The following is a 16779-nucleotide window of genomic DNA, read 5'->3' as shown; positions in this document are numbered from 1 at the left end:
CTGTTGTAGCACGGTGAAGGTGGCGTAAGGAACCTGCGATTCCTGTTACCTGGGCCATATCCGGAAATGCCGGAGGAAAGCGCCGCCCGCGGGGAGTCACACCCTGGTGGTCACGCCTTGGTCTGCTCCCTGTCCTGCGCCTCCGCCTCCTCCTCCGGTTCACGCCCGGGAGTATGCAGATCGAACTTCGTGATGACGAAGCGGAACAGCGCGTAGTACACGACGGCGAAGCAGAGACCGATCGGAATGATCAGCCACGGCTTCGTCGCCAGACTCCAGTTGATCACGTAGTCGATCAGCCCCGCGGAGAAGCTGAAGCCGTCCTTCACGCCCAGCGCCCACGTCACCGCCATCGAGACACCGGTGAGCACCGCGTGGATCGCGTACAGCACCGGCGCGATGAAGAGGAACGAGTACTCGATGGGCTCGGTGATGCCCGTGACGAACGACGTCAGACCGACCGAGAGCATCAGGCCTCCGACCACCTTGCGGCGCTCGGGGCGCGCGCAGTGGGTGATCGCGAGAGCCGCCGCGGGCAGCGCGAACATCATGATCGGGAAGAAGCCCGAGGTGAACTGGCCCGCCGTCGGATCGCCCGCGAGGAACCGGTTGATGTCACCGTGCACCATCGTGCCGTCCGGCTTCTCGTAGTCGCCGAACTGGAACCACACGAAGGTGTTCAGGAACTGGTGCAGGCCCACGGTGAGCAGCGCGCGGTTGGCGACGCCGAAGATGCCCGAGCCCAGCCAGCCGAGGTCGACGAGCCATTTGGAGAAGCTGGTCAGCGCGTCCCCGATGGGCGGCCAGATCCAGACGCAGAGACCGGCGAAGACCAGCCCGACGAAGGCCATGATGATCGGCACGAGACGGCGGCCGTTGAAGAAGCCGAGCCAGTCGACCAGCTTCACGCGGTGGTAGCGCTGCCAGAACCAGGCGGCGAGCAGGCCCATCACGATGCCGCCGAAGACCCCCGGATTCTGGTACGCGGCCTGCGCCACCGTCCCGTCCTCCGCCACGCACACCCCGCTCCACATGCCCGCGGCGCCGAAGGTGGTGTCCGTGGGGCAGTCGTCGGGGAAGGCGCGCAGCACCCCGTAGTAGACGAGGAACCCGGCAACCGCGGCGAGCGCCGTGGAGCCGTCCGCCTTCTTCGCCATGCCGATCGCGACACCGATGCAGAACAGCAGCGGCAGGCCGAGCGTGGAGTCGAGCAGCGAGCCGCCCGCCGCCGCGAAGACCTTGGCGACGTTCGTCCAGCCGAGGCCCTCGTCGCCGAACACGTCGGGCTGCCCGAGGCGGTTCAGGATGCCGGCGGCGGGCAGCACCGCGATGGGCAGCTGGAGGCTGCGGCCCATCTTCTGCAGGCCCTGGAACAGGCCGTTCCACCACTTCTTCTGCGGCACCGCCGCGGCTGCGGAACTCATCGGCGTCCCTCCCGGAACAAGCCAGGTTTGGCGGTCGTTGGAAACTGGTGTAGACCAGTCGCGGAACGTGTGGGAGCGCCGCCCGGCGAGGGATCGGCACCTTGATCGTCATCATTGGGCACGACCGACGTAACCGCCCAAGAAGATGGTCCAACCGTGCGTTACCGTGGCAAAGCGGTCCCCCGGCCGCGAGAAACACAGGGAGAAACACATGGCCAGCAAGGCTGAGAAGATCGTCGCCGGGCTCGGCGGCATCGACAACATCGAAGAGGTCGAGGGCTGCATCACCCGTCTGCGCACCGAGGTCAAGGACCCGGCCCTGGTCGACGACGCCGCCCTCAAGGCCGCCGGCGCCCACGGCGTCGTCAAGATGGGCACCGCGATCCAGGTCGTCATCGGCACCGACGCGGACCCGATCGCCGCGGACATCGAAGACATGATGTGAGTTCCTGAACCCACCGCCGAGGGCCCCGTCCGGACGACCGGACGGGGCCCTCGCGCATGGCCGCTCTGCGGCTAGGCTCCTCACATGTCTCGAATCGACGGCCGCACCCCCGAACAGCTCCGCCCCGTCACCATCGAACGTGGCTGGAGCAAGCACGCCGAGGGCTCCGTCCTCATCTCCTTCGGCGACACCAAGGTCTTCTGCACCGCCTCCGTCACCGAAGGCGTCCCCCGCTGGCGCAAGGGCAGCGGCGAGGGCTGGGTGACCGCCGAGTACTCCATGCTTCCCCGCTCCACCAACACCCGCGGCGACCGCGAGTCCGTCCGCGGCAAGATCGGCGGCCGCACCCACGAGATCAGCCGCCTCATCGGCCGCTCGCTCCGCGCCGTCATCGACTACAAGGCCCTCGGCGAGAACACCATCGTCCTCGACTGCGACGTCCTCCAGGCCGACGGCGGCACCCGTACCGCCGCCATCACCGGCGCGTACGTGGCGCTGGCCGACGCCGTCGCCTGGGCCCAGGGCAAGAAGATCGTCAAGGCCGGCCGCAAGCCCCTCACCGACACCGTCTCCGCCGTCTCCGTCGGCATCGTCGGCGGCGTACCGCTCCTCGACCTCTGCTACGAGGAGGACGTCAAGGCCGACACCGACATGAACGTCGTCTGCACCGGCGACGGACGCTTCGTCGAGGTCCAGGGCACCGCCGAGGCCGAGCCCTTCGCCCGCAAGGAGCTCAACGCGCTCCTCGACCTCGCGGTCGGCGGCTGCGAGGACCTCGCCGCCTTCCAGCGCGAGGCGCTCGAGGCGACGCGCTAGACGCCGTACTGGCGACGACGCGCAGGCGAGTTGTCGGTCACGCAAGCAACCAACAACCCCCTGCCGGGCGTTGTTACGAGTACGGGCGCGCGGGCAAAGCCGCGCGCCCGTCCACACCCTGGGGAGGGACCGAACCATGGCCGCGCGCCACCGACGTATCGCCACCGCCGTCGTCACAGCCCTGATCGTCATCCCGGCCGGTGCCGGCCTCGTCGGCTGCGACGCCGTCTCGAAGGCACTGGACTGCGTCCAGACCGCCGACACGATCGCCGACAGCGTCACCGACCTGCAGACGGCCGTCGAGAACGCCGGGGACAACCCGGCCGAGGCGGACAAGGCACTCGACGACATCGGCAAGAACCTCGACAAGATCGGCGACAAGACCGACAACACCGACGTCAACAAGGCCGTCGACGACCTCGACAAGGCGGTCGACAACGTCCGCGACGCCATCGACAAGGGCGACGCCACGCCCGACGTCTCCGGGGTCACCGACGCGGCCGGCGAACTGACGAAGGTCTGCACGCCGTAAGGGGGACCGGGCGCTCCCCGAGAGACTCCGGCTACCGGAGACTCGGGATACTGGGGAGCATGACCCGCCTCATCCTCGCCACCCGCAACACCGGCAAGATCACGGAACTCAGGGCGATCCTCGCCGACGCAGGCCTCACTCACGAGCTCGTCGGCGCGGACGCCTACCCGGAGATCCCCGACGTCAAGGAAACCGGCGTCACCTTCGCCGAGAACGCCCTCCTCAAGGCCCACGCCCTCGCCAAGGCCACCGGCCTGCCCGCCGTCGCCGACGACTCCGGCCTCTGCGTCGACGTCCTCGGCGGCGCCCCCGGCATCTTCTCCGCCCGCTGGGCAGGCCGCCACGGCGACGACACCGCGAACCTGAACCTGCTCCTGGCCCAGCTCTCCGACATCTCCGCCCCCCACCGCACCGCCCACTTCGCCTGCGCGGCGGCACTCGCCCTCCCCGACGGCACGGAACGAGTGGTCGAGGGCCAACTCCGCGGAACCCTCCGCACGACTCCCGCCGGTTCCGGTGGCTTCGGCTACGACCCGATCCTCCAGCCGGACGGCGAGACCCGCACGTGCGCGGAACTGACGGCGGCAGAGAAGAACGCGATCAGCCATCGGGGGAAAGCGTTCCGGGCGTTGGCGCCGGTGGTGGGGGAGTTGCTGGGCTGAGGCTGGGTACGGCAAAGGGCGCGACATGATGTGTCGCGCCCTTTCGTCGCGTGGGCCCGGTGGGACTCGAACCCACGACACACCGGACCTAAACCGGCGCCCTCTAGGCCAGCTGGGGTACGGACCCGCCGGATCACTCTACTGTGTCGTCCGGCGTCGGTTCGAGAAGGTTCCGGTCTGGCTGTGGCAGGAAGGACAGAGGTACCGCAGGTTCTCCCGGCGGTTGTCCAGACGGTCGCCGTTGATGTGGTCGATCTCCAGGACGAGGCGTTTACCCTGCCAGAGCTCACCCAACCCGCATGCTCCGCACGCGCGTGGCGTGCGGACCTCGTCGAGAGCCCGGCGCAGCAGGACGGTACGGGTACGGCATGCGTCCGAACCGAGCAGGACCAGGATGTCGGCAGCACTCTTGCGGTTCGCTCCGGGACGCCCCGCGTTGTGGCCCTGCCCGACGAAGTGAGCGGTCGAGAGCCCGTATGCCTTGATGCTGCGCAGCGCCCTGGCACGCCCGGCCCCGCCGAACGGTGGCAGGCCCAGGGCCCGCAGCACCGCGGCGAGTCCACGCGACTCGGCGACGGCACGCGTGAGCTCCTCGCGTGGGAAGAGGGCATCCGTGGCTTTGCCTCGCTGCCACGTGAAGTGACTCGTGTCGATCCCGAATCGGTCCAGCTTCTTCCTGACGTGCCAGTACGGGCCGTCCTCCGGTGGGATACCCATGTGCACGAACATGTCCCGGATGCTGAAGGAGTGGGCGGCGGCATCCGCCAGGATTTCCTTCGTGTAGGAACGGGCGGGGCGTTCCGGCAGCGGTTCCTCACGGAAATGAGTGGTGTCGATGCCGTAGTGCCGAAGACGATCACGCAGATATCGGCGCGGTCCCGAACCCATTGGCGTCCCCAGGCGACGCATCATGTCCACCAGACTGGAGCAAGAGGGGGCCATGCGGGCCAGTGTCTCCCGCGGATACTTGATCCTGCTCATGCCGCGCTCCGCTTGCGGCCGCGGTAAGTGTCCGTCACCGCGTGGCAGTTGGGGCACATGAGCCGAAGATTTTCGGGGCGGTTGTCCCACCACTCGCCGTTGATGTGGTCGACCTCGAGCCGGAGCGGTTTCCCGTTCCATTCGGTCCCGGTACCGCATTCCGCACACACCTCGGGCACGCCTGTCTGAAGCAGTGCTCGGCGGAGTCGCGTGCCAGGGGTTCTTCCGCCCTCCGGAGATCTCAGCGCGAGCACGGGCCCCAGAGACCCTTTGGGGCCGCCACGTGGAGTGACGAAGTGCGAGGTGTCGATGCCGAGAGCGGCGATCCGGCGGCTGATGTGCGCGTGATTGCCGCCCACGTTGCTGATGCCGAGATGCCGTACCACTTCCCTGAAGTTGGTGGACTGCGCCACGGCCGCACGGAGTCGCTGCTCGGTGTGACGCACTCCCGGCCGAGGGAAGTGAGACGTATCGATTCCCTCCGAGGCCATCTTCCGGCGCAGGTAGTACTGGCTTGCCGACGTCGGCTCACCCCCACACCACCGCACCGCCTCATCCCACGTCCCGGTCTCCCGCGCCGCTTCCTCAAGCAGCTCACGTGTGTAGCGAATCGCCATGTCACCCCTCCGTTCCCGGCCACGCGTTCGCAGCCCATACAGCCCAACGAACCGAAAATCGGACCGTCACGCCCGATATGCGGAACGGCCCGCCCCACTTGGAGTGGAGCGGGCCGTTCCGAAAAGGAGGGGGAGCGGAGGTCAGAACCTCGGCGCCGTAGCCTGTGCCTCCACCATTTCCGCTGCCTCCTCCTTCGTCTCCACCGAAGGCGGGGAGCCCGACAGCGGTTTCTGGGCCGTTTCCTTCATGCAGGCCACCGCGATGACACCGACCAGGGCCGCCGCCATCGAGTAGTACGCCGGGACCATGTCCGTGCCCGTGATGCTGATCAGGGACGTGATCACCAGGGGGGCCGTGCCGCCGAAGAGGGAGGCGGAGAGGTTGTAGCCGACGGAGAGGGAGCCGTAGCGGACCGAGGTGGGGAAGAGGGCGGGCAGGGTCGCCGACATCGTGCCGAGGAGGCAGACCAGGGAGAGGCCGAGCAGGAGCATGCCCGCGGAGACCGCCAGGAGGCTGCCCTGCTTGATGAGCAGGAACGCCGGGACCGACAGGACCAGGAAGCTCAGCATGCCCGTCATGAGGAGGGGCTTGCGGCCGAAGCGGTCCGAGAGTTTGCCGACCTGGTTCATGATCAGCATCAGGATGATCATCGTGCCGATGAGGATCAGCAGGCCGTGCGAGTCGTCGTAGCCCAGCTCGTCGGAGAGGTACGTCGGCATGTAGGACAGGAGCATGTAGTCCGTGACGTTGTACGCGCCGACCAGCGCGATGCAGAGGATCAGCGTCGGCCAGTAGTCGCGGAAGATCTTCGCCAGGTCGCCCTTGGCCGTGGTCTCCACCGTGGAGGCGCCCTCCGATGCCGCGTGGAAGGTCGCGTCCTCCATCTTCTGGAAGGCCGGGGTCTCGTCGAGCTTCAGCCGGAGGTAGAGGCCGACGAGGCCGAGCGGGCCCGCGACGAGGAACGGGATGCGCCAGCCCCACGACTCCATGGCGTCCGAGCCGAGGGTGGTATTGAGGATGAGGACCAGGCCCGCCGCGCCCGTGTAGCCGGCGAGCGTGCCGAGCTCCAGGAAGCTGCCGAAGTAGCCGCGCCGCTTGTCGGGGGCGTACTCGGCGATGAAGGTCGAGGCGCCGCCGTACTCGCCGCCCGTCGAGAAGCCCTGGACCAGGCGGAAGAAGATCAGCAGGACCGGCGCCCAGAAGCCGATCGTCGCGTAGGACGGGATCAGGCCGATGGCGAGCGTGCCGATCGCCATCATGATCATCGTCAGCGCGAGGACCTTCTTGCGGCCGATCTTGTCGCCCATCGGGCCGAAGACCATGCCGCCGATGGGGCGGACCAGGAAGGAGACCGCGAAGGTGGCGAAGGACGAGATCAGCTGGGCCGTGTCGTTCCCGGAAGGGAAGAACACGTGGCCGATGGTGACGGCCAGGTAGCTGTAGATGCCGAAGTCGAACCATTCCATGGCGTTGCCGAGCGAGGCCGCTTTGACGGCCCGCTTGACCGCTGCTTCGTCCGTGACCGTGATGTCGGTACGGCGCAGAGGAGGGTTCCTGCGGCGTTTCACGGCCCGGAACAGGGTCCGGTGGCGTCTCATCGCCTCGGGGTCGGCCTCGGCTTCGAGCTCTTCGTGGGCCGCCATGGAGTGGTTCCTTTCGTTCTTCGTACAAGTCCCCCGGGAGATCACTTGCTCGAAGATGGCCGTTGCAAACGGAAGCCCCCCGCGAACGCGTAGGGGGGCTTCGTCACATCAGGCCGGTCACATCAGGCCCAGGAGACCGGAGCGGCTCAGGCTCAGACGCCGAGATCCTTGATGATCTTGGCCACGTGGCCCGTCGCCTTCACGTTGTAGAACGCGTGCTCGACCTTCCCCTGCTCGTCGACCACCACGGTCGAGCGGATCACGCCGGTCACCGTCTTGCCGTACAGCTTCTTCTCGCCGAAGGCGCCGTACGCCTCCAGGGTCTCCTTGGACGGGTCGCCGACCAGCGTGACCTTGAGGTTCTCCTGCTCGCGGAACTTCGCGAGCTTCTCCGGCTTGTCCGGCGACACGCCGATCACGTCGTAACCGGCGGCGGCCAGCACGTCGAGGTTGTCCGTGAAGTCGCAGGCCTGCTTGGTGCAGCCGGGGGTCAGGGCGGCCGGGTAGAAGTAGACGATGACCTTGCGGCCCTTGTGGTCGGCCAGCGAGACGTCCTTGCCGTCGGCGTCCGGCAGGGTGAAGGCGGGGGCGGTGTCGCCGGGCTGCAGTCGCTCGCTCATGGTCGTCTCCTCGTACGGGTGCTTCACAAAGGGTGTGGTGACGGAGTCGAGCGTAATAGGGGTGCCGTGGGGTGCGGTGAGCGCGAAGCTGACAGACTGTGGTCAGAGCTTCAGAGTTCACGTCCCATCATCGATACGACCACGGAGGCAGCGCGGTGTCGGATGCCAGGACCCCTGCGCAGATCGAGGCGGACATCAAGCGCCGGCGCGACCAGCTGGCCGAGACCCTCGACGAGATCGGGGTGCGCGTCCACCCGAAGACGATCGTCGGCGACGCCAAGGCGAAGGTCGTCTCGAGCGTGGACAACTCCCTCGGCCGGGCGTACGTCGGGGCGAACCGCATCGTCTCGGACGTGCGGGGCCAGCTCGTCTCGGCGGACGGTTCGCCGCGCATCGAGCGGATCGTGCCGGTCGCCCTGGTGGCGGTGGGCCTCGTCGGGCTGCTCGTGGTGAGCTCGCGCCGCCGTAAGTGAGTACGGACCCGGGAGCCCATGGCGGCCACCGGGCCAGGTAGGTTCGGGGGCGTGAGCGAGAAGACCTCCCAGAGCCCCCACGACGACAAGCTGCCCATTCGCATGCTGCACGACCGCGTGCTCGTGCGGCAGGACACCAGCGAGGGCGAGCGGCGCTCCGGCGGCGGCATCCTGATCCCCGCGACCGCTGCCGTGGGCAAGCGGCTCGCCTGGGCCGAGGTGGTCGCGGTCGGGCAGAACGTCCGGACGGTCGAGCCGGGCGACCGGGTCCTGTACGACCCGGAGGACCGCGCCGAGGTCGAGGTGCGGGGCGTGGCCTACGTCCTGATGCGGGAGCGCGACCTGCACGCGGTGGCCGCCGACCGGTTCGAGGGGTCGGAGGACTCGACGGGCCTTTACCTGTAGCCCGGTTACCTGTAGCCAGGTATATGTGCCCAGAGGGCTGGTGACCATCGTCACCAGCCCTTATCCATGGGTTTTGCTACCTTGGAAGGACCCCGACGAGACGCGCCGTACCGGGTTATCGCAAAGACGACGCACCCCCATCAGGTAACGCGCTGAGCGTTTCTACTCGTCGGAGGTGCCGTCATGGCCTGGGTTCTGTTGATCGTCGCCGGTCTGCTCGAAGTGGGCTGGTCGATCGGGATGAAGTACACGGACGGTTTCACGCGACTGTGGCCCAGCCTGTTCACGGGCGTGGGCATCGTCGCGAGCATGATGCTCCTGTCGCAGGCCGCCAAGACGCTGCCCATCGGTACGGCGTACGGCGTGTGGGTCGGCATCGGCGCGGCCGGTGCGGCGGTGCTCGGCATGGTGATCCTGGGTGAGCCGGTCACCGCCGCCCGGATCTTCTTCGTCTGTCTGCTGCTGGTGGCCGTGGTCGGCCTGAAGGCGACCTCGGGGCACTAAGCCGCCGCACCGATCCAAAAGACAGGGCCCTAGCCCTCCGGGAAGCCGATCCCGCCCCCGTCGTCCATGCCGCCGTCGACCACCCCTCCGCCCGCGTCGGTGCCGCCGTCCGTCGGCCCGCCCTGGACGCCGCCGTCGGTCGGTCCGCCGTCGGCGGCGCCCCCGTCGGCGGCTCCGCCCGGGTCCTGGCCGCCGGCCGGTTCACCCGTCTGGCCGCCGTCCTGGCCGCCGGTCTGGCCGCCCGTCTGGCCGCCCCCGGTGTCCTGGTTCCCCGTGGTGGCGCCGCCGCCGGTGTCCTGGCCGCCGGTCTCGGTGCCGCCGCCGTCCTGTCCGCCGCCGGTCTCGGTGCCGCCGTCCGTGGTGGTGGCGGTGCCGGGCTCGTCGACGCCGCCCGTCGTCGGGTCGGGCACCTCGGGCACGTCGGCGCCCTGCTCGAGCTCCAGGTCGAAGTCCTTGACGGGCTTGCCCTCCAGGGCGTCCTTGGTGAACTCGGCCCAGACGCGGGCCGGGTAGCCGCCGCCGTTGATGCGGGCCTCGCCGAGCGCGCCGTACAGCGGGGTGTGGGCCCCGGTGTCGGGGTCCTGGCCCATCACCGCGACGACCGTGGCGAGGTCGGGGGTGTAGCCGGCGAACCAGGCCGCCGTGTCGTTCTCCGCGGTGCCCGTCTTGCCCGCGGCCGGGCGGCCCGCGCCCTGCGCCGCCGTGCCGGTGCCGCCCTGGACGACGCTCTGCAGGATCGAGGTGGTGGTGTCGGCGGCCTCGCGGGACACGGCCTGCCCGGTCTTCGGCTCGGGCAGCGTGATCTCGTCGCCGCCCTTGGTGATCTTCTCGACGAGCGTGTACGTGGCCTGCTTGCCGTGGTTCGCCAGCGTCGCGTACGCCTCGGTCATGTCGAGGACGCTCGCGGTGGACGGGCCGAGCGCGATCGACGGGGACGCGGTCAGGTCGGGCGTGTTCTCGGGGACGCCGAGGGCGACGGCGGTGTCCTTGACCTTGTCGGAGCCGACGTCGACGGCCATCTGCGCGTACACCGAGTTCACGGACTTGTCGGTGGCGGTGCGGACGGTGATGTCGCCGTAGTTGACGTGGTCCTCGTTCTCGGGGGCGTACGTGCCGCCGCTCCAGCCCTGCACGGGGCGCTTGTTGGTGCCGTCGTAGACGGTGTTCGGGGTGATCGGGCGGCCGTCCTGGGTGACCGAGCCGTTCTCCACCGCGGAGGTGAAGACGAACGGCTTGAACGTGGAGCCGACCTGGTAGTCGCGCCGCGTGGCGTTGTTGACGTACTGCTTGGTGTAGTCGATGCCGCCGTACATCGCGACGACCTTGCCGGTGGCCGGGTCGATGGAGGCGCCGCCCGCGCGGACGTTCCGGTCGACCTTGCGGGCGCCCTTGTCGACCTTCGACATGACCTCCTCGTCGACGGCCTTCTTGAAGGCGTCCTGACGGTCCTTCTGGAGGGTCGTGGTGATGCGGTAGCCGCCCTTGGCGAGGGTGTCCTCATCGATGATCTTGTTGGCCGTGAGGTAGTCCTCGACGGCCTTGACGACATAGCCGCGCTGCCCGGACAGGCCCGCCGCGCCCTTCGCCTCGTCGGGCATCGGGAACTTCGTCTTCGCCCGCTCGGACCGGCTCAGCCAGCCCTCCTTGACCATGCCGTCCAGGACGTAGTTCCAGCGGCCGGCGGCGCGCTGCTTGTTCTCCGGGTGCGTGGCGACGTCGTACGCGTTGGGGGAGTTGAGGAGGGTCGCGAGGTAGGCGCCCTGGGCCACGGAGAGGTCCTCGACGTCCTCGCCGTAGTACGCCTGGGCGGCGGCCTGCACGCCGTACGCGTTGCGGCCGAAGTAGCTGGTGTTGAGGTAGCCCTCGAGGATGTCGTTCTTGCTCACCTCGCGGTCCAGCTTGATCGAGATGAAGAACTCCTTCACCTTGCGGGTGACCGTCTGCTCCTGGCCCAGGTAGTAGTTCTTCACGTACTGCTGGGTGATCGTGGAGCCGGACTGCTTGCCCTTGCCGGTGACGGTGTTCCAGGCGGCGCGGATCATCGCCTTCGGGTCGACCGCGGACTCGCCGTAGAAGTCGCGGTCCTCGGCGGCGAGCACGGCGTGCTGGACGGTGAGCGGGACCTGCTTGAGCGGTACCTTCTCGCGGTTGACCTCGCCGTCGCGGGCGATCTGGGTGCCGTCGGAGTACAGGTAGACGTTGCTCTGCTTGGTGGCCGCGGCGTTCGCCGGCGGGATGTCGACCAGCATGTAGCCCGCCATGAAGCCGCCGACACACAGCAGGACGATCAGGATGAACCCGCCGAGGACCATGCGCCAGGTCGGGAAGATCCGCCGCCAGCCCTTGCGCTTGGGCCGCTTGGGCTTCTTGCCCTTCTTGCCGCCCGCGGAAGCCTCCGGAGCATCCGCGGCCGCCCCTGAAGTGACCGCGGCCGCTTCCGGAGCGTCCGCCGCCGCCCCCGGGGCCTCCTCGGCGGGACCCGAAGCCTTCCCGGCCGGGCCGGCCGGGGTGCCGGCGGGCGGGTCCTGCGGCTCCCTGGGCTCCCAGCCCTGGCGTCCGGCAGGACCCTGCTGCTGCGGCTCGTCACTCATGTCTTGCGGAACTCCCGGTTAGCGTCGTACATCCAGCACGCCTCTTAAACCCCATGGCAACCCCATTGCAACCCCATTGCACACCCTCGTCACACGCGTTCGTGACCAGGCACGCGCCCCCACGCCGAAAATGCCTGGCACGAGCGACCCCGATCGCACTAGGCTCCAGCGCTTTGGCCCGGTAAGGGCGAAGCTCACTCTGGAAGGGATGCACGTGCGTACAGGACGGTTCCGTATGTACGCGGTCGTTACCAGGGGAAGCTTCCGCAGGTACGCCACGTACCGGGTGGCGACCGCGGCCGGAGTCTTCACCAACACCGTCTTCGGTCTGATCCTCGCCTACACCTACCTGGCGCTCTGGGACGAGCGGCCGGGCCTCGGCGGCTACGACCAGTCGCAGGCGCTCACCTACGTCTGGCTTGGCCAGGGGATGTTGACCGCGATGGCGCTGATGGGCGGCGGCTTCGAGAACGAGCTGATCGAGCGGATCCGCACCGGGGACATCGCCGTCGACCTCTACCGGCCCGCTGACCTCCAGGCCTGGTGGCTCGCCACCGACCTGGGCCGGGCCGCGTTCCAGCTGCTCGGACGCGGGATCGTGCCGATGATCTTCGGGGCGCTGGTCTTCGATCTGACGCTGCCGCCGGACGCGGGGCGCTGGCTGGCGTTCCTCGTCGCCGTCGTGCTCGGCACGGTGGTGAGCTTCGCGATCCGCTTCCTGGTGGCGCTCTCCGCGTTCTGGCTCCTCGACGGCGCGGGCACCACCCAGGTGGCGATGCTCGCGGGCACCTTCTTCTCCGGGATGCTGCTCCCGCTGAACGTCTTCCCCGGCGCGCTCGGCGACTTCGCCAGGGCGCTGCCCTGGTCGGCGCTGCTGCAGCTGCCCGCCGACGTGTTCCTCGGGGAGTCCTCGGGCACCGGGCTGCTGCGGACGTACGCGTTCCAGGTCGGCTGGGCGGCGGCGCTGCTCACGGCGGGACGGCTGCTGCAGGGCGCGGCGACGCGCAGGGTGGTGGTGCAGGGTGGCTGACCTGCGACAGGTGGGCGAGGGACTGCGCGCCTACCGGCTGATCTCCGCCATGTGGATCCGCTCCCTCATGGCCTACCGTGTGTCGTTCGCGTTGACGGCGCTCGGCAACTTCGCGGTGACCGCGTTCGACTTCGTCGCCATCCTCCTGATGTTCTCGCAGGTGGACCGGCTCGGCGGGTACTCGCTCGCCGAGATCGCCTTCCTGTACGGCGCCTCGTGCACCGCGTTCGGCCTGGCCGACCTCGCGCTCGGCTCCATGGACCGGCTCGGCAGGCGGGTGCGGGACGGCACGCTCGACACGCTCCTGGTGCGGCCCGCCCCGGTCATCGCGCAGGTCGCCGCCGACCGCTTCGGGCTGCACAGGATCGGCCGGCTCACGCAGGGCGCGCTCGTCCTCACGTACGCGCTGGTGGTCCTGGACATCGACTGGACGCCGCTGAAGGTCCTGATGGTGCCGCTGATGCTGCTGTGCGGGGCGGCCATCTTCGGGGCGGTGTTCGTGGTGGGCGGGGCCTTCCAGTTCCTGGCGCAGGACGCCGCCGAGGTGCAGAACGCCTTCACGTACGGCGGTACGACGCTGCTCCAGTACCCGCCGACGGTGTTCGCCAAGGACCTGGTGCGCGGCGTCACCTTCGTCCTGCCGCTCGCCTTCGTGAACTGGCTGCCCGCGCTGTACGTCCTCGGGCGGCCCTATCCGCTGGACCTGCCGACGTGGGTGGCGTTCACGCCACCGCTGGTCGCCGCGGGGTGCCTCGCGCTCGCGGGCCTCGTCTGGCGCGCCGGTCTCCGTTCGTACCGCAGCACAGGGAGCTGAACCGAAACATGGCGGAACCCCTCATCGAGCTGGACGGCGTGGAGAAGGTCTTCGACGTCCGCAGGAAGACCGGCTTCCTGCGGCGCGAACGGCACGAGGTGCGCGCCGTCGACGGGATCTCCTTCACCGTGCCGCGCGGCGAGATGGTCGGCTACATCGGCCCGAACGGCGCGGGCAAGTCGACGACGATCAAGATGCTGACGGGCATCCTCACCCCGAGCGGCGGCCGGCTGCGGGTGGCGGGCATCGACCCCGCACGGGAGCGGACGAAACTCGCCCGCCGCATCGGCGTGGTCTTCGGCCAGCGCACGACGCTCTGGTGGGACCTGCCGCTGATCGACTCGTACCGTCTGATGCACCGCATGTACCGCATCCCGGACGCCCGCTTCCGCGACAACCTGGACCGCTGCGTCGAACTCCTCGAACTGGCCGACCTGTTGCCCGTCCCCGTGCGCCAGCTCTCCCTCGGCCAGCGGATGCGCGGCGACATCGCGGCGGCGCTGCTGCACGATCCCGAGGTGCTGTACCTGGACGAGCCGACGATCGGCCTGGACGTGATCAGCAAGGCGAAGGTCCGTGGTTTCCTGCGGGACTTGAACCAGGAGGCGGGGACGACGGTCCTCCTCACCACCCACGACCTGACCGACATCGAGCAGCTCTGCAAGCGGGTGATGGTGATCGACCACGGGCGCCTGATGTACGACGGGGCGCTCGCGGGCCTGCACGAGGTGGGCGAGAGCGAGCGCACGCTGGTGGTCGACTTCGACCGCGAACTCCCCCCGGTCGACCCGGGCTTCGGGTCGGCGCGGGTGGTGAAGGTGGAGGGGCCGCGGCAGTGGCTCGCCTTCCCGGCGGCTGAGTCGGCGGCGCCGCTCGTCGCGCGGATCGCGGACCGTTACCCGCTGGCCGACCTCTCGGTCAGGGAGCCGGACATCGAGGCGGTCATCGCGAAGATGTACGCGGAGAAGCCGACCTCGTAGGCTTTGGGCATGAGTGACGAACTCCCCGACCTCACCCGCCTCCCCGAGAGCCCCGCCCTCCCCGACCTGCGGGCATCGGACGCCGACCGGGAGCGGGTCGCCGAGCAGCTCAGGGACGCGATGGCCGAGGGCCGCCTCGACATGACGGAGTTCGAGGAGCGCCTCGACGCGACGTACAAGGCCCGTACGTACGGGGAGTTGGAGCCCCTCACCCGTGACCTGCCGTCGCACGGCGCGAAGGTGTCGATGGTGAAGCGGCCGGTGAGCGACAACCCCGCCGCCATCGACTGGGACGAGCGGATGACGACCGGCGAACCGTCGTCGACCGTCGGCGTCGCCATCTGGAGCGGGTTCAGCCGCAAGGGCGGCTGGGTGGTCGGCCGGCAGTTCACCGGCTTCGCGCTGTGGGGCGGCGGCGAGATCGACCTGCGCGAGGCGCGGTTCACCTCGCGGGACGTCGAGATCCGCTGCTTCACGATCATGGGCGGCATGCAGGTCACGGTGCCCCCCGAAATGACCGTCGTCGTCAAGGGCTTCGGCATCATGGGCGGCTTCGACGACCGCGCGACGGGCGAGGGCACGGTGGACTCCCCGCGCGTCGTGGTCAAGGGCTTCGCCCTCATGGGCGGCGTGGGCGTGGACCGCAAGATCCGCAAAATGGAGAAACTCCGCCTCAAGGAGGAACGCCGCCGCGAAAAGCTGGAACGCAGAGAGTCCCGCCGGGAGGGCTCCGGATAGCCCCAGGGGCGCGGGGAACTGCGCAAAACTCCAGCCCCGGGGGACCCGCAGGGCAGGTGCGGGCGGGCCCCGGGTAGCCCAGGGGCGCGGGGAACTGCGCAGAACCTCAGCCACGGGCGACCCGCAGGGGAACGCGAGGCACAGGATCAGAGCTCGGCCGCGGCCGACCCCTTGAGGTGGGAGAGGTTGAACGTCTCCGCCATCCGGCGATACCCCGCGTCAGAGGGGTGCAGATGGTCCCCCGAGTCGTACAGCCCCCGCAGCTTCCGCGGATCGTAAGGATCCCGAAGCGCCCGGTCGAAGTCGACGACCTCGTCGAAGACCGCCCCGGAGCGGATCTCCTCGTTGACGGCCTGCCGGACGTCCTCGAGCCCGGGCTCGTACCCCCGGTGCCCCCCGAACGGCATGAGCGTCGCCCCGACCACCCGCAGCCCGCGCGTATGCGCCTGCCGGGTGAGCTCGCGGAGCCCTTCGACGATGCGGTCGGGATCGTTCTGGTGCGGGTTGCGCAGGATGTCGTTGACGCCGAGCGCGATGACCACGGCCTTGACGCCCGTCCGGTCCAGCACGTCCCGGTCGAACCGGGAGAGCCCGCTGGGGTTCACGGCGGGGTTGCCGTTGCCGTCGGAGAGGATGCGGTTGCCGCTGATGCCCTGGTTGACGACGCCGTAGCGGGGCGCGCCCGACTCGGTGCGCAGCCGGTCGGCGAGGACGTCGGTCCAGCGCCGGTTGGCGCCCATCGTGGACGAGATGCCGTCGGTGATGGAGTCGCCGAAGACGACGACCGTGCCGTCGGTCTCGTTGCTGAGGACGTCCACCGCGGAGAGGTAGCGCCAGTACGGGCTCTGCTCCGTGTACGCGTCGCCGAGCTGGTCCTCGGTGCGGTCACCCTCGGCGACGTAGTTGATCTGGCGCGCGTGCGGGTGGTACGTGACCGGGCCCGACGGCGTCGGCGAGTACGTCGTGACCAGCAGGTCCGCGTCGTGCGGCACGCGCAGCCGCGCCGCGTCGCTCATCACCTGGGCGCCCGGCGGGATCACCACCGACGTGTTGCCGCTGAAGGTGAGCCTGCGCAGCGTGCCGGCCGCCGCGGCGGGGCTGTTCGACGCGGAGGCGAGGGCGATCGAGGCGTGCGTGATGCTGAGCGGCGTGGTGCCGTACAGGTTGGAGAGGGTGATGCGGGCGCTGGTGCCGCCGACACTCGTGTGCACGACGTTGCGGATCGAGCGGCCGGCGAACCCCTTCTGTGCCGTGCCGGGTTCGGACCCGGCGGGCGAGGCGGACCAGGAGCCGACCCAGACGCCGGAGGAGGCGGGGGCGGCGGAGTTGCGGGGGTTGCGGCCACCGGCGCTGATGGTGTCGTGCGAACCGTCGTCCGTGCCGGAGACGCCGATGTATATGGCGCCTGAAATCACCACTATGACCGCGAGAACCGCGGCGAGAAGGGCATAACCGTGTCGCTTGGTCATGCGGGCTCTTTCTCCTCGGGCAGGGGGAGCCCCG

Annotated in this window: 18 protein-coding genes, 1 tRNA gene and 1 riboswitch; of the genes, 11 read left to right on the top strand and 8 right to left on the bottom strand. The window is 69.3% G+C overall.

Annotated elements, in window-relative coordinates; genetic code table 11:
- Positions 1–110: 110 nt before the first annotated feature.
- A complete protein-coding gene (locus ACI2L3_RS03655; protein WP_404750626.1) occupies positions 111–1424 on the bottom strand; it encodes a PTS transporter subunit EIIC in 1314 nt (437 codons plus the stop codon).
- A 145-nt stretch (positions 1425–1569) separates the two neighbouring features.
- Here ACI2L3_RS03655 and ACI2L3_RS03650 point away from each other — a divergent pair, with 145 nt between their 5' ends.
- The 4 genes from ACI2L3_RS03650 (at position 1570) to rdgB (ending at position 3879) form a co-directional block, all read left to right on the top strand.
- On the top strand, positions 1570–1869 hold the full coding sequence (locus ACI2L3_RS03650; protein WP_268771441.1) for a PTS glucose/sucrose transporter subunit IIB: 300 nt from the start codon (positions 1570–1572) through the stop codon (positions 1867–1869).
- Between the two features lie 84 nt (positions 1870–1953).
- Positions 1954–2685, top strand: a complete 732-nt coding sequence (rph, locus tag ACI2L3_RS03645) for a ribonuclease PH (RefSeq protein WP_404750625.1) — start codon at positions 1954–1956, stop codon at positions 2683–2685.
- Positions 2686–2821: 136 nt separating this feature from the next.
- On the top strand, positions 2822–3217 hold the full coding sequence (locus ACI2L3_RS03640) for a hypothetical protein (protein ID WP_404750624.1): 396 nt from the start codon (positions 2822–2824) through the stop codon (positions 3215–3217).
- A gap of 59 nt (positions 3218–3276) precedes the next feature.
- Entirely contained in the window at positions 3277–3879 is a 603-nt protein-coding gene (gene rdgB, locus ACI2L3_RS03635; protein ID WP_404750623.1) for an RdgB/HAM1 family non-canonical purine NTP pyrophosphatase, read from the top strand.
- Between the two features lie 51 nt (positions 3880–3930).
- Here the strand turns inward: rdgB and ACI2L3_RS03630 are convergent.
- From ACI2L3_RS03630 to bcp, 5 genes are all read right to left on the bottom strand, one after another.
- A tRNA-Leu gene (locus ACI2L3_RS03630) sits at positions 3931–4006 on the bottom strand.
- Between the two features lie 11 nt (positions 4007–4017).
- Positions 4018–4860: an HNH endonuclease signature motif containing protein gene (locus ACI2L3_RS03625; RefSeq protein WP_404750622.1), complete on the bottom strand. Its 843-nt coding sequence runs from the start codon at positions 4858–4860 to the stop codon at positions 4018–4020.
- Positions 4857–5477, bottom strand: a complete 621-nt coding sequence (locus ACI2L3_RS03620; RefSeq protein ID WP_404750621.1) for an HNH endonuclease — start codon at positions 5475–5477, stop codon at positions 4857–4859. Before ACI2L3_RS03620 ends, ACI2L3_RS03625 begins: the two co-directional genes overlap by 4 nt.
- Positions 5478–5618: 141 nt before the next feature.
- Positions 5619–7121: a glycine betaine/L-proline transporter ProP gene (gene proP, locus ACI2L3_RS03615; RefSeq protein WP_404750620.1), complete on the bottom strand. Its 1503-nt coding sequence runs from the start codon at positions 7119–7121 to the stop codon at positions 5619–5621.
- Between the two features lie 152 nt (positions 7122–7273).
- Entirely contained in the window at positions 7274–7741 is a 468-nt protein-coding gene (gene bcp / locus ACI2L3_RS03610; protein WP_362987235.1) for a thioredoxin-dependent thiol peroxidase, read from the bottom strand.
- Positions 7742–7896: 155 nt separating this feature from the next.
- Between bcp and ACI2L3_RS03605 the strand changes: the two genes are divergently transcribed.
- From ACI2L3_RS03605 to ACI2L3_RS03595, 3 genes are all read left to right on the top strand, one after another.
- Positions 7897–8214, top strand: a complete 318-nt coding sequence (locus ACI2L3_RS03605; RefSeq protein ID WP_398298213.1) for a DUF3618 domain-containing protein — start codon at positions 7897–7899, stop codon at positions 8212–8214.
- Positions 8215–8316: 102 nt separating this feature from the next.
- Complete coding sequence (locus ACI2L3_RS03600; protein ID WP_055568690.1) at positions 8317–8619, top strand: co-chaperone GroES; 303 nt, start codon at positions 8317–8319, stop codon at positions 8617–8619.
- A gap of 74 nt (positions 8620–8693) precedes the next feature.
- Positions 8694–8755, top strand: a riboswitch (guanidine-III (ykkC-III) riboswitch).
- A 47-nt stretch (positions 8756–8802) separates the two neighbouring features.
- Positions 8803–9123, top strand: coding sequence for a multidrug efflux SMR transporter (locus tag ACI2L3_RS03595; RefSeq protein ID WP_361166116.1), 321 nt, complete (start codon positions 8803–8805; stop codon positions 9121–9123).
- Between the two features lie 29 nt (positions 9124–9152).
- Here the strand turns inward: ACI2L3_RS03595 and ACI2L3_RS03590 are convergent, their stop codons facing one another.
- Positions 9153–11714 carry a transglycosylase domain-containing protein gene (locus ACI2L3_RS03590; protein WP_404750619.1) on the bottom strand — a complete coding sequence of 854 codons (2562 nt, stop codon included), beginning with the start codon at positions 11712–11714 and terminating at the stop codon, positions 9153–9155.
- A 208-nt stretch (positions 11715–11922) separates the two neighbouring features.
- On the opposite strand from ACI2L3_RS03590, the gene ACI2L3_RS03585 reads away from it, so the two are divergent.
- From ACI2L3_RS03585 to ACI2L3_RS03570, 4 genes are read left to right on the top strand one after another with little or no spacing between them, the layout of a single operon-like run.
- Positions 11923–12744 (top strand): ABC transporter permease, encoded by an 822-nt coding sequence (locus tag ACI2L3_RS03585; protein ID WP_404750618.1) that lies wholly within the window; start codon positions 11923–11925, stop codon positions 12742–12744.
- A gap of 49 nt (positions 12745–12793) precedes the next feature.
- Entirely contained in the window at positions 12794–13558 is a 765-nt protein-coding gene (locus ACI2L3_RS03580; RefSeq protein ID WP_404750711.1) for an ABC transporter permease, read from the top strand.
- 8 nt (positions 13559–13566) lie between these two features.
- Complete coding sequence (locus tag ACI2L3_RS03575) at positions 13567–14538, top strand: ATP-binding cassette domain-containing protein (RefSeq protein WP_404750617.1); 972 nt, start codon at positions 13567–13569, stop codon at positions 14536–14538.
- A 9-nt stretch (positions 14539–14547) separates the two neighbouring features.
- The gene (locus ACI2L3_RS03570) at positions 14548–15276 is read left to right on the top strand and encodes a DUF1707 domain-containing protein (protein WP_404750616.1); all 729 of its coding nucleotides are present in this window, start codon (positions 14548–14550) and stop codon (positions 15274–15276) included.
- A gap of 146 nt (positions 15277–15422) precedes the next feature.
- Here the strand turns inward: ACI2L3_RS03570 and ACI2L3_RS03565 are convergent, their stop codons facing one another.
- Positions 15423–16745, bottom strand: a complete 1323-nt coding sequence (locus ACI2L3_RS03565; RefSeq protein WP_404750615.1) for an SGNH/GDSL hydrolase family protein — start codon at positions 16743–16745, stop codon at positions 15423–15425.
- Between the last annotated feature and the right edge of the window lie 34 nt (positions 16746–16779).

The organism is Streptomyces sp. NPDC029674 (assembly GCF_044903205.1).
Classification (GTDB): Bacteria; Actinomycetota; Actinomycetes; order Streptomycetales; family Streptomycetaceae; genus Streptomyces.
The sequence above is the reverse complement of the archived record's forward strand: the minus strand, read 5'-3'. Positions and strand labels throughout refer to the sequence as shown.

What these genes read in the sequence shown, in the direction of transcription:
- ACI2L3_RS03595 (WP_361166116.1), top strand. Translation starts at nt 8,803, where the DNA reads ATGGCCTGGGTTCTGTTGATCGTCGCCGGTCTGCTCGAAGTGGGCTGG.
- ACI2L3_RS03620 (WP_404750621.1), bottom strand. Translation starts at nt 5,477, where the DNA reads ATGGCGATTCGCTACACACGTGAGCTGCTTGAGGAAGCGGCGCGGGAG.
- bcp (WP_362987235.1), bottom strand. Translation starts at nt 7,741, where the DNA reads ATGAGCGAGCGACTGCAGCCCGGCGACACCGCCCCCGCCTTCACCCTG.
- ACI2L3_RS03625 (WP_404750622.1), bottom strand. Translation starts at nt 4,860, where the DNA reads ATGAGCAGGATCAAGTATCCGCGGGAGACACTGGCCCGCATGGCCCCC.
- ACI2L3_RS03600 (WP_055568690.1), top strand. Translation starts at nt 8,317, where the DNA reads ATGCTGCACGACCGCGTGCTCGTGCGGCAGGACACCAGCGAGGGCGAG.
- ACI2L3_RS03570 (WP_404750616.1), top strand. Translation starts at nt 14,548, where the DNA reads ATGAGTGACGAACTCCCCGACCTCACCCGCCTCCCCGAGAGCCCCGCC.
- ACI2L3_RS03585 (WP_404750618.1), top strand. Translation starts at nt 11,923, where the DNA reads ATGCACGTGCGTACAGGACGGTTCCGTATGTACGCGGTCGTTACCAGG.
- ACI2L3_RS03565 (WP_404750615.1), bottom strand. Translation starts at nt 16,745, where the DNA reads ATGACCAAGCGACACGGTTATGCCCTTCTCGCCGCGGTTCTCGCGGTC.
- rph (WP_404750625.1), top strand. Translation starts at nt 1,954, where the DNA reads ATGTCTCGAATCGACGGCCGCACCCCCGAACAGCTCCGCCCCGTCACC.
- ACI2L3_RS03575 (WP_404750617.1), top strand. Translation starts at nt 13,567, where the DNA reads ATGGCGGAACCCCTCATCGAGCTGGACGGCGTGGAGAAGGTCTTCGAC.
- ACI2L3_RS03580 (WP_404750711.1), top strand. Translation starts at nt 12,794, where the DNA reads ATGTGGATCCGCTCCCTCATGGCCTACCGTGTGTCGTTCGCGTTGACG.
- ACI2L3_RS03650 (WP_268771441.1), top strand. Translation starts at nt 1,570, where the DNA reads ATGGTCCAACCGTGCGTTACCGTGGCAAAGCGGTCCCCCGGCCGCGAG.
- proP (WP_404750620.1), bottom strand. Translation starts at nt 7,121, where the DNA reads ATGGCGGCCCACGAAGAGCTCGAAGCCGAGGCCGACCCCGAGGCGATG.
- ACI2L3_RS03640 (WP_404750624.1), top strand. Translation starts at nt 2,822, where the DNA reads ATGGCCGCGCGCCACCGACGTATCGCCACCGCCGTCGTCACAGCCCTG.
- ACI2L3_RS03590 (WP_404750619.1), bottom strand. Translation starts at nt 11,714, where the DNA reads ATGAGTGACGAGCCGCAGCAGCAGGGTCCTGCCGGACGCCAGGGCTGG.
- ACI2L3_RS03655 (WP_404750626.1), bottom strand. Translation starts at nt 1,424, where the DNA reads ATGAGTTCCGCAGCCGCGGCGGTGCCGCAGAAGAAGTGGTGGAACGGC.
- rdgB (WP_404750623.1), top strand. Translation starts at nt 3,277, where the DNA reads ATGACCCGCCTCATCCTCGCCACCCGCAACACCGGCAAGATCACGGAA.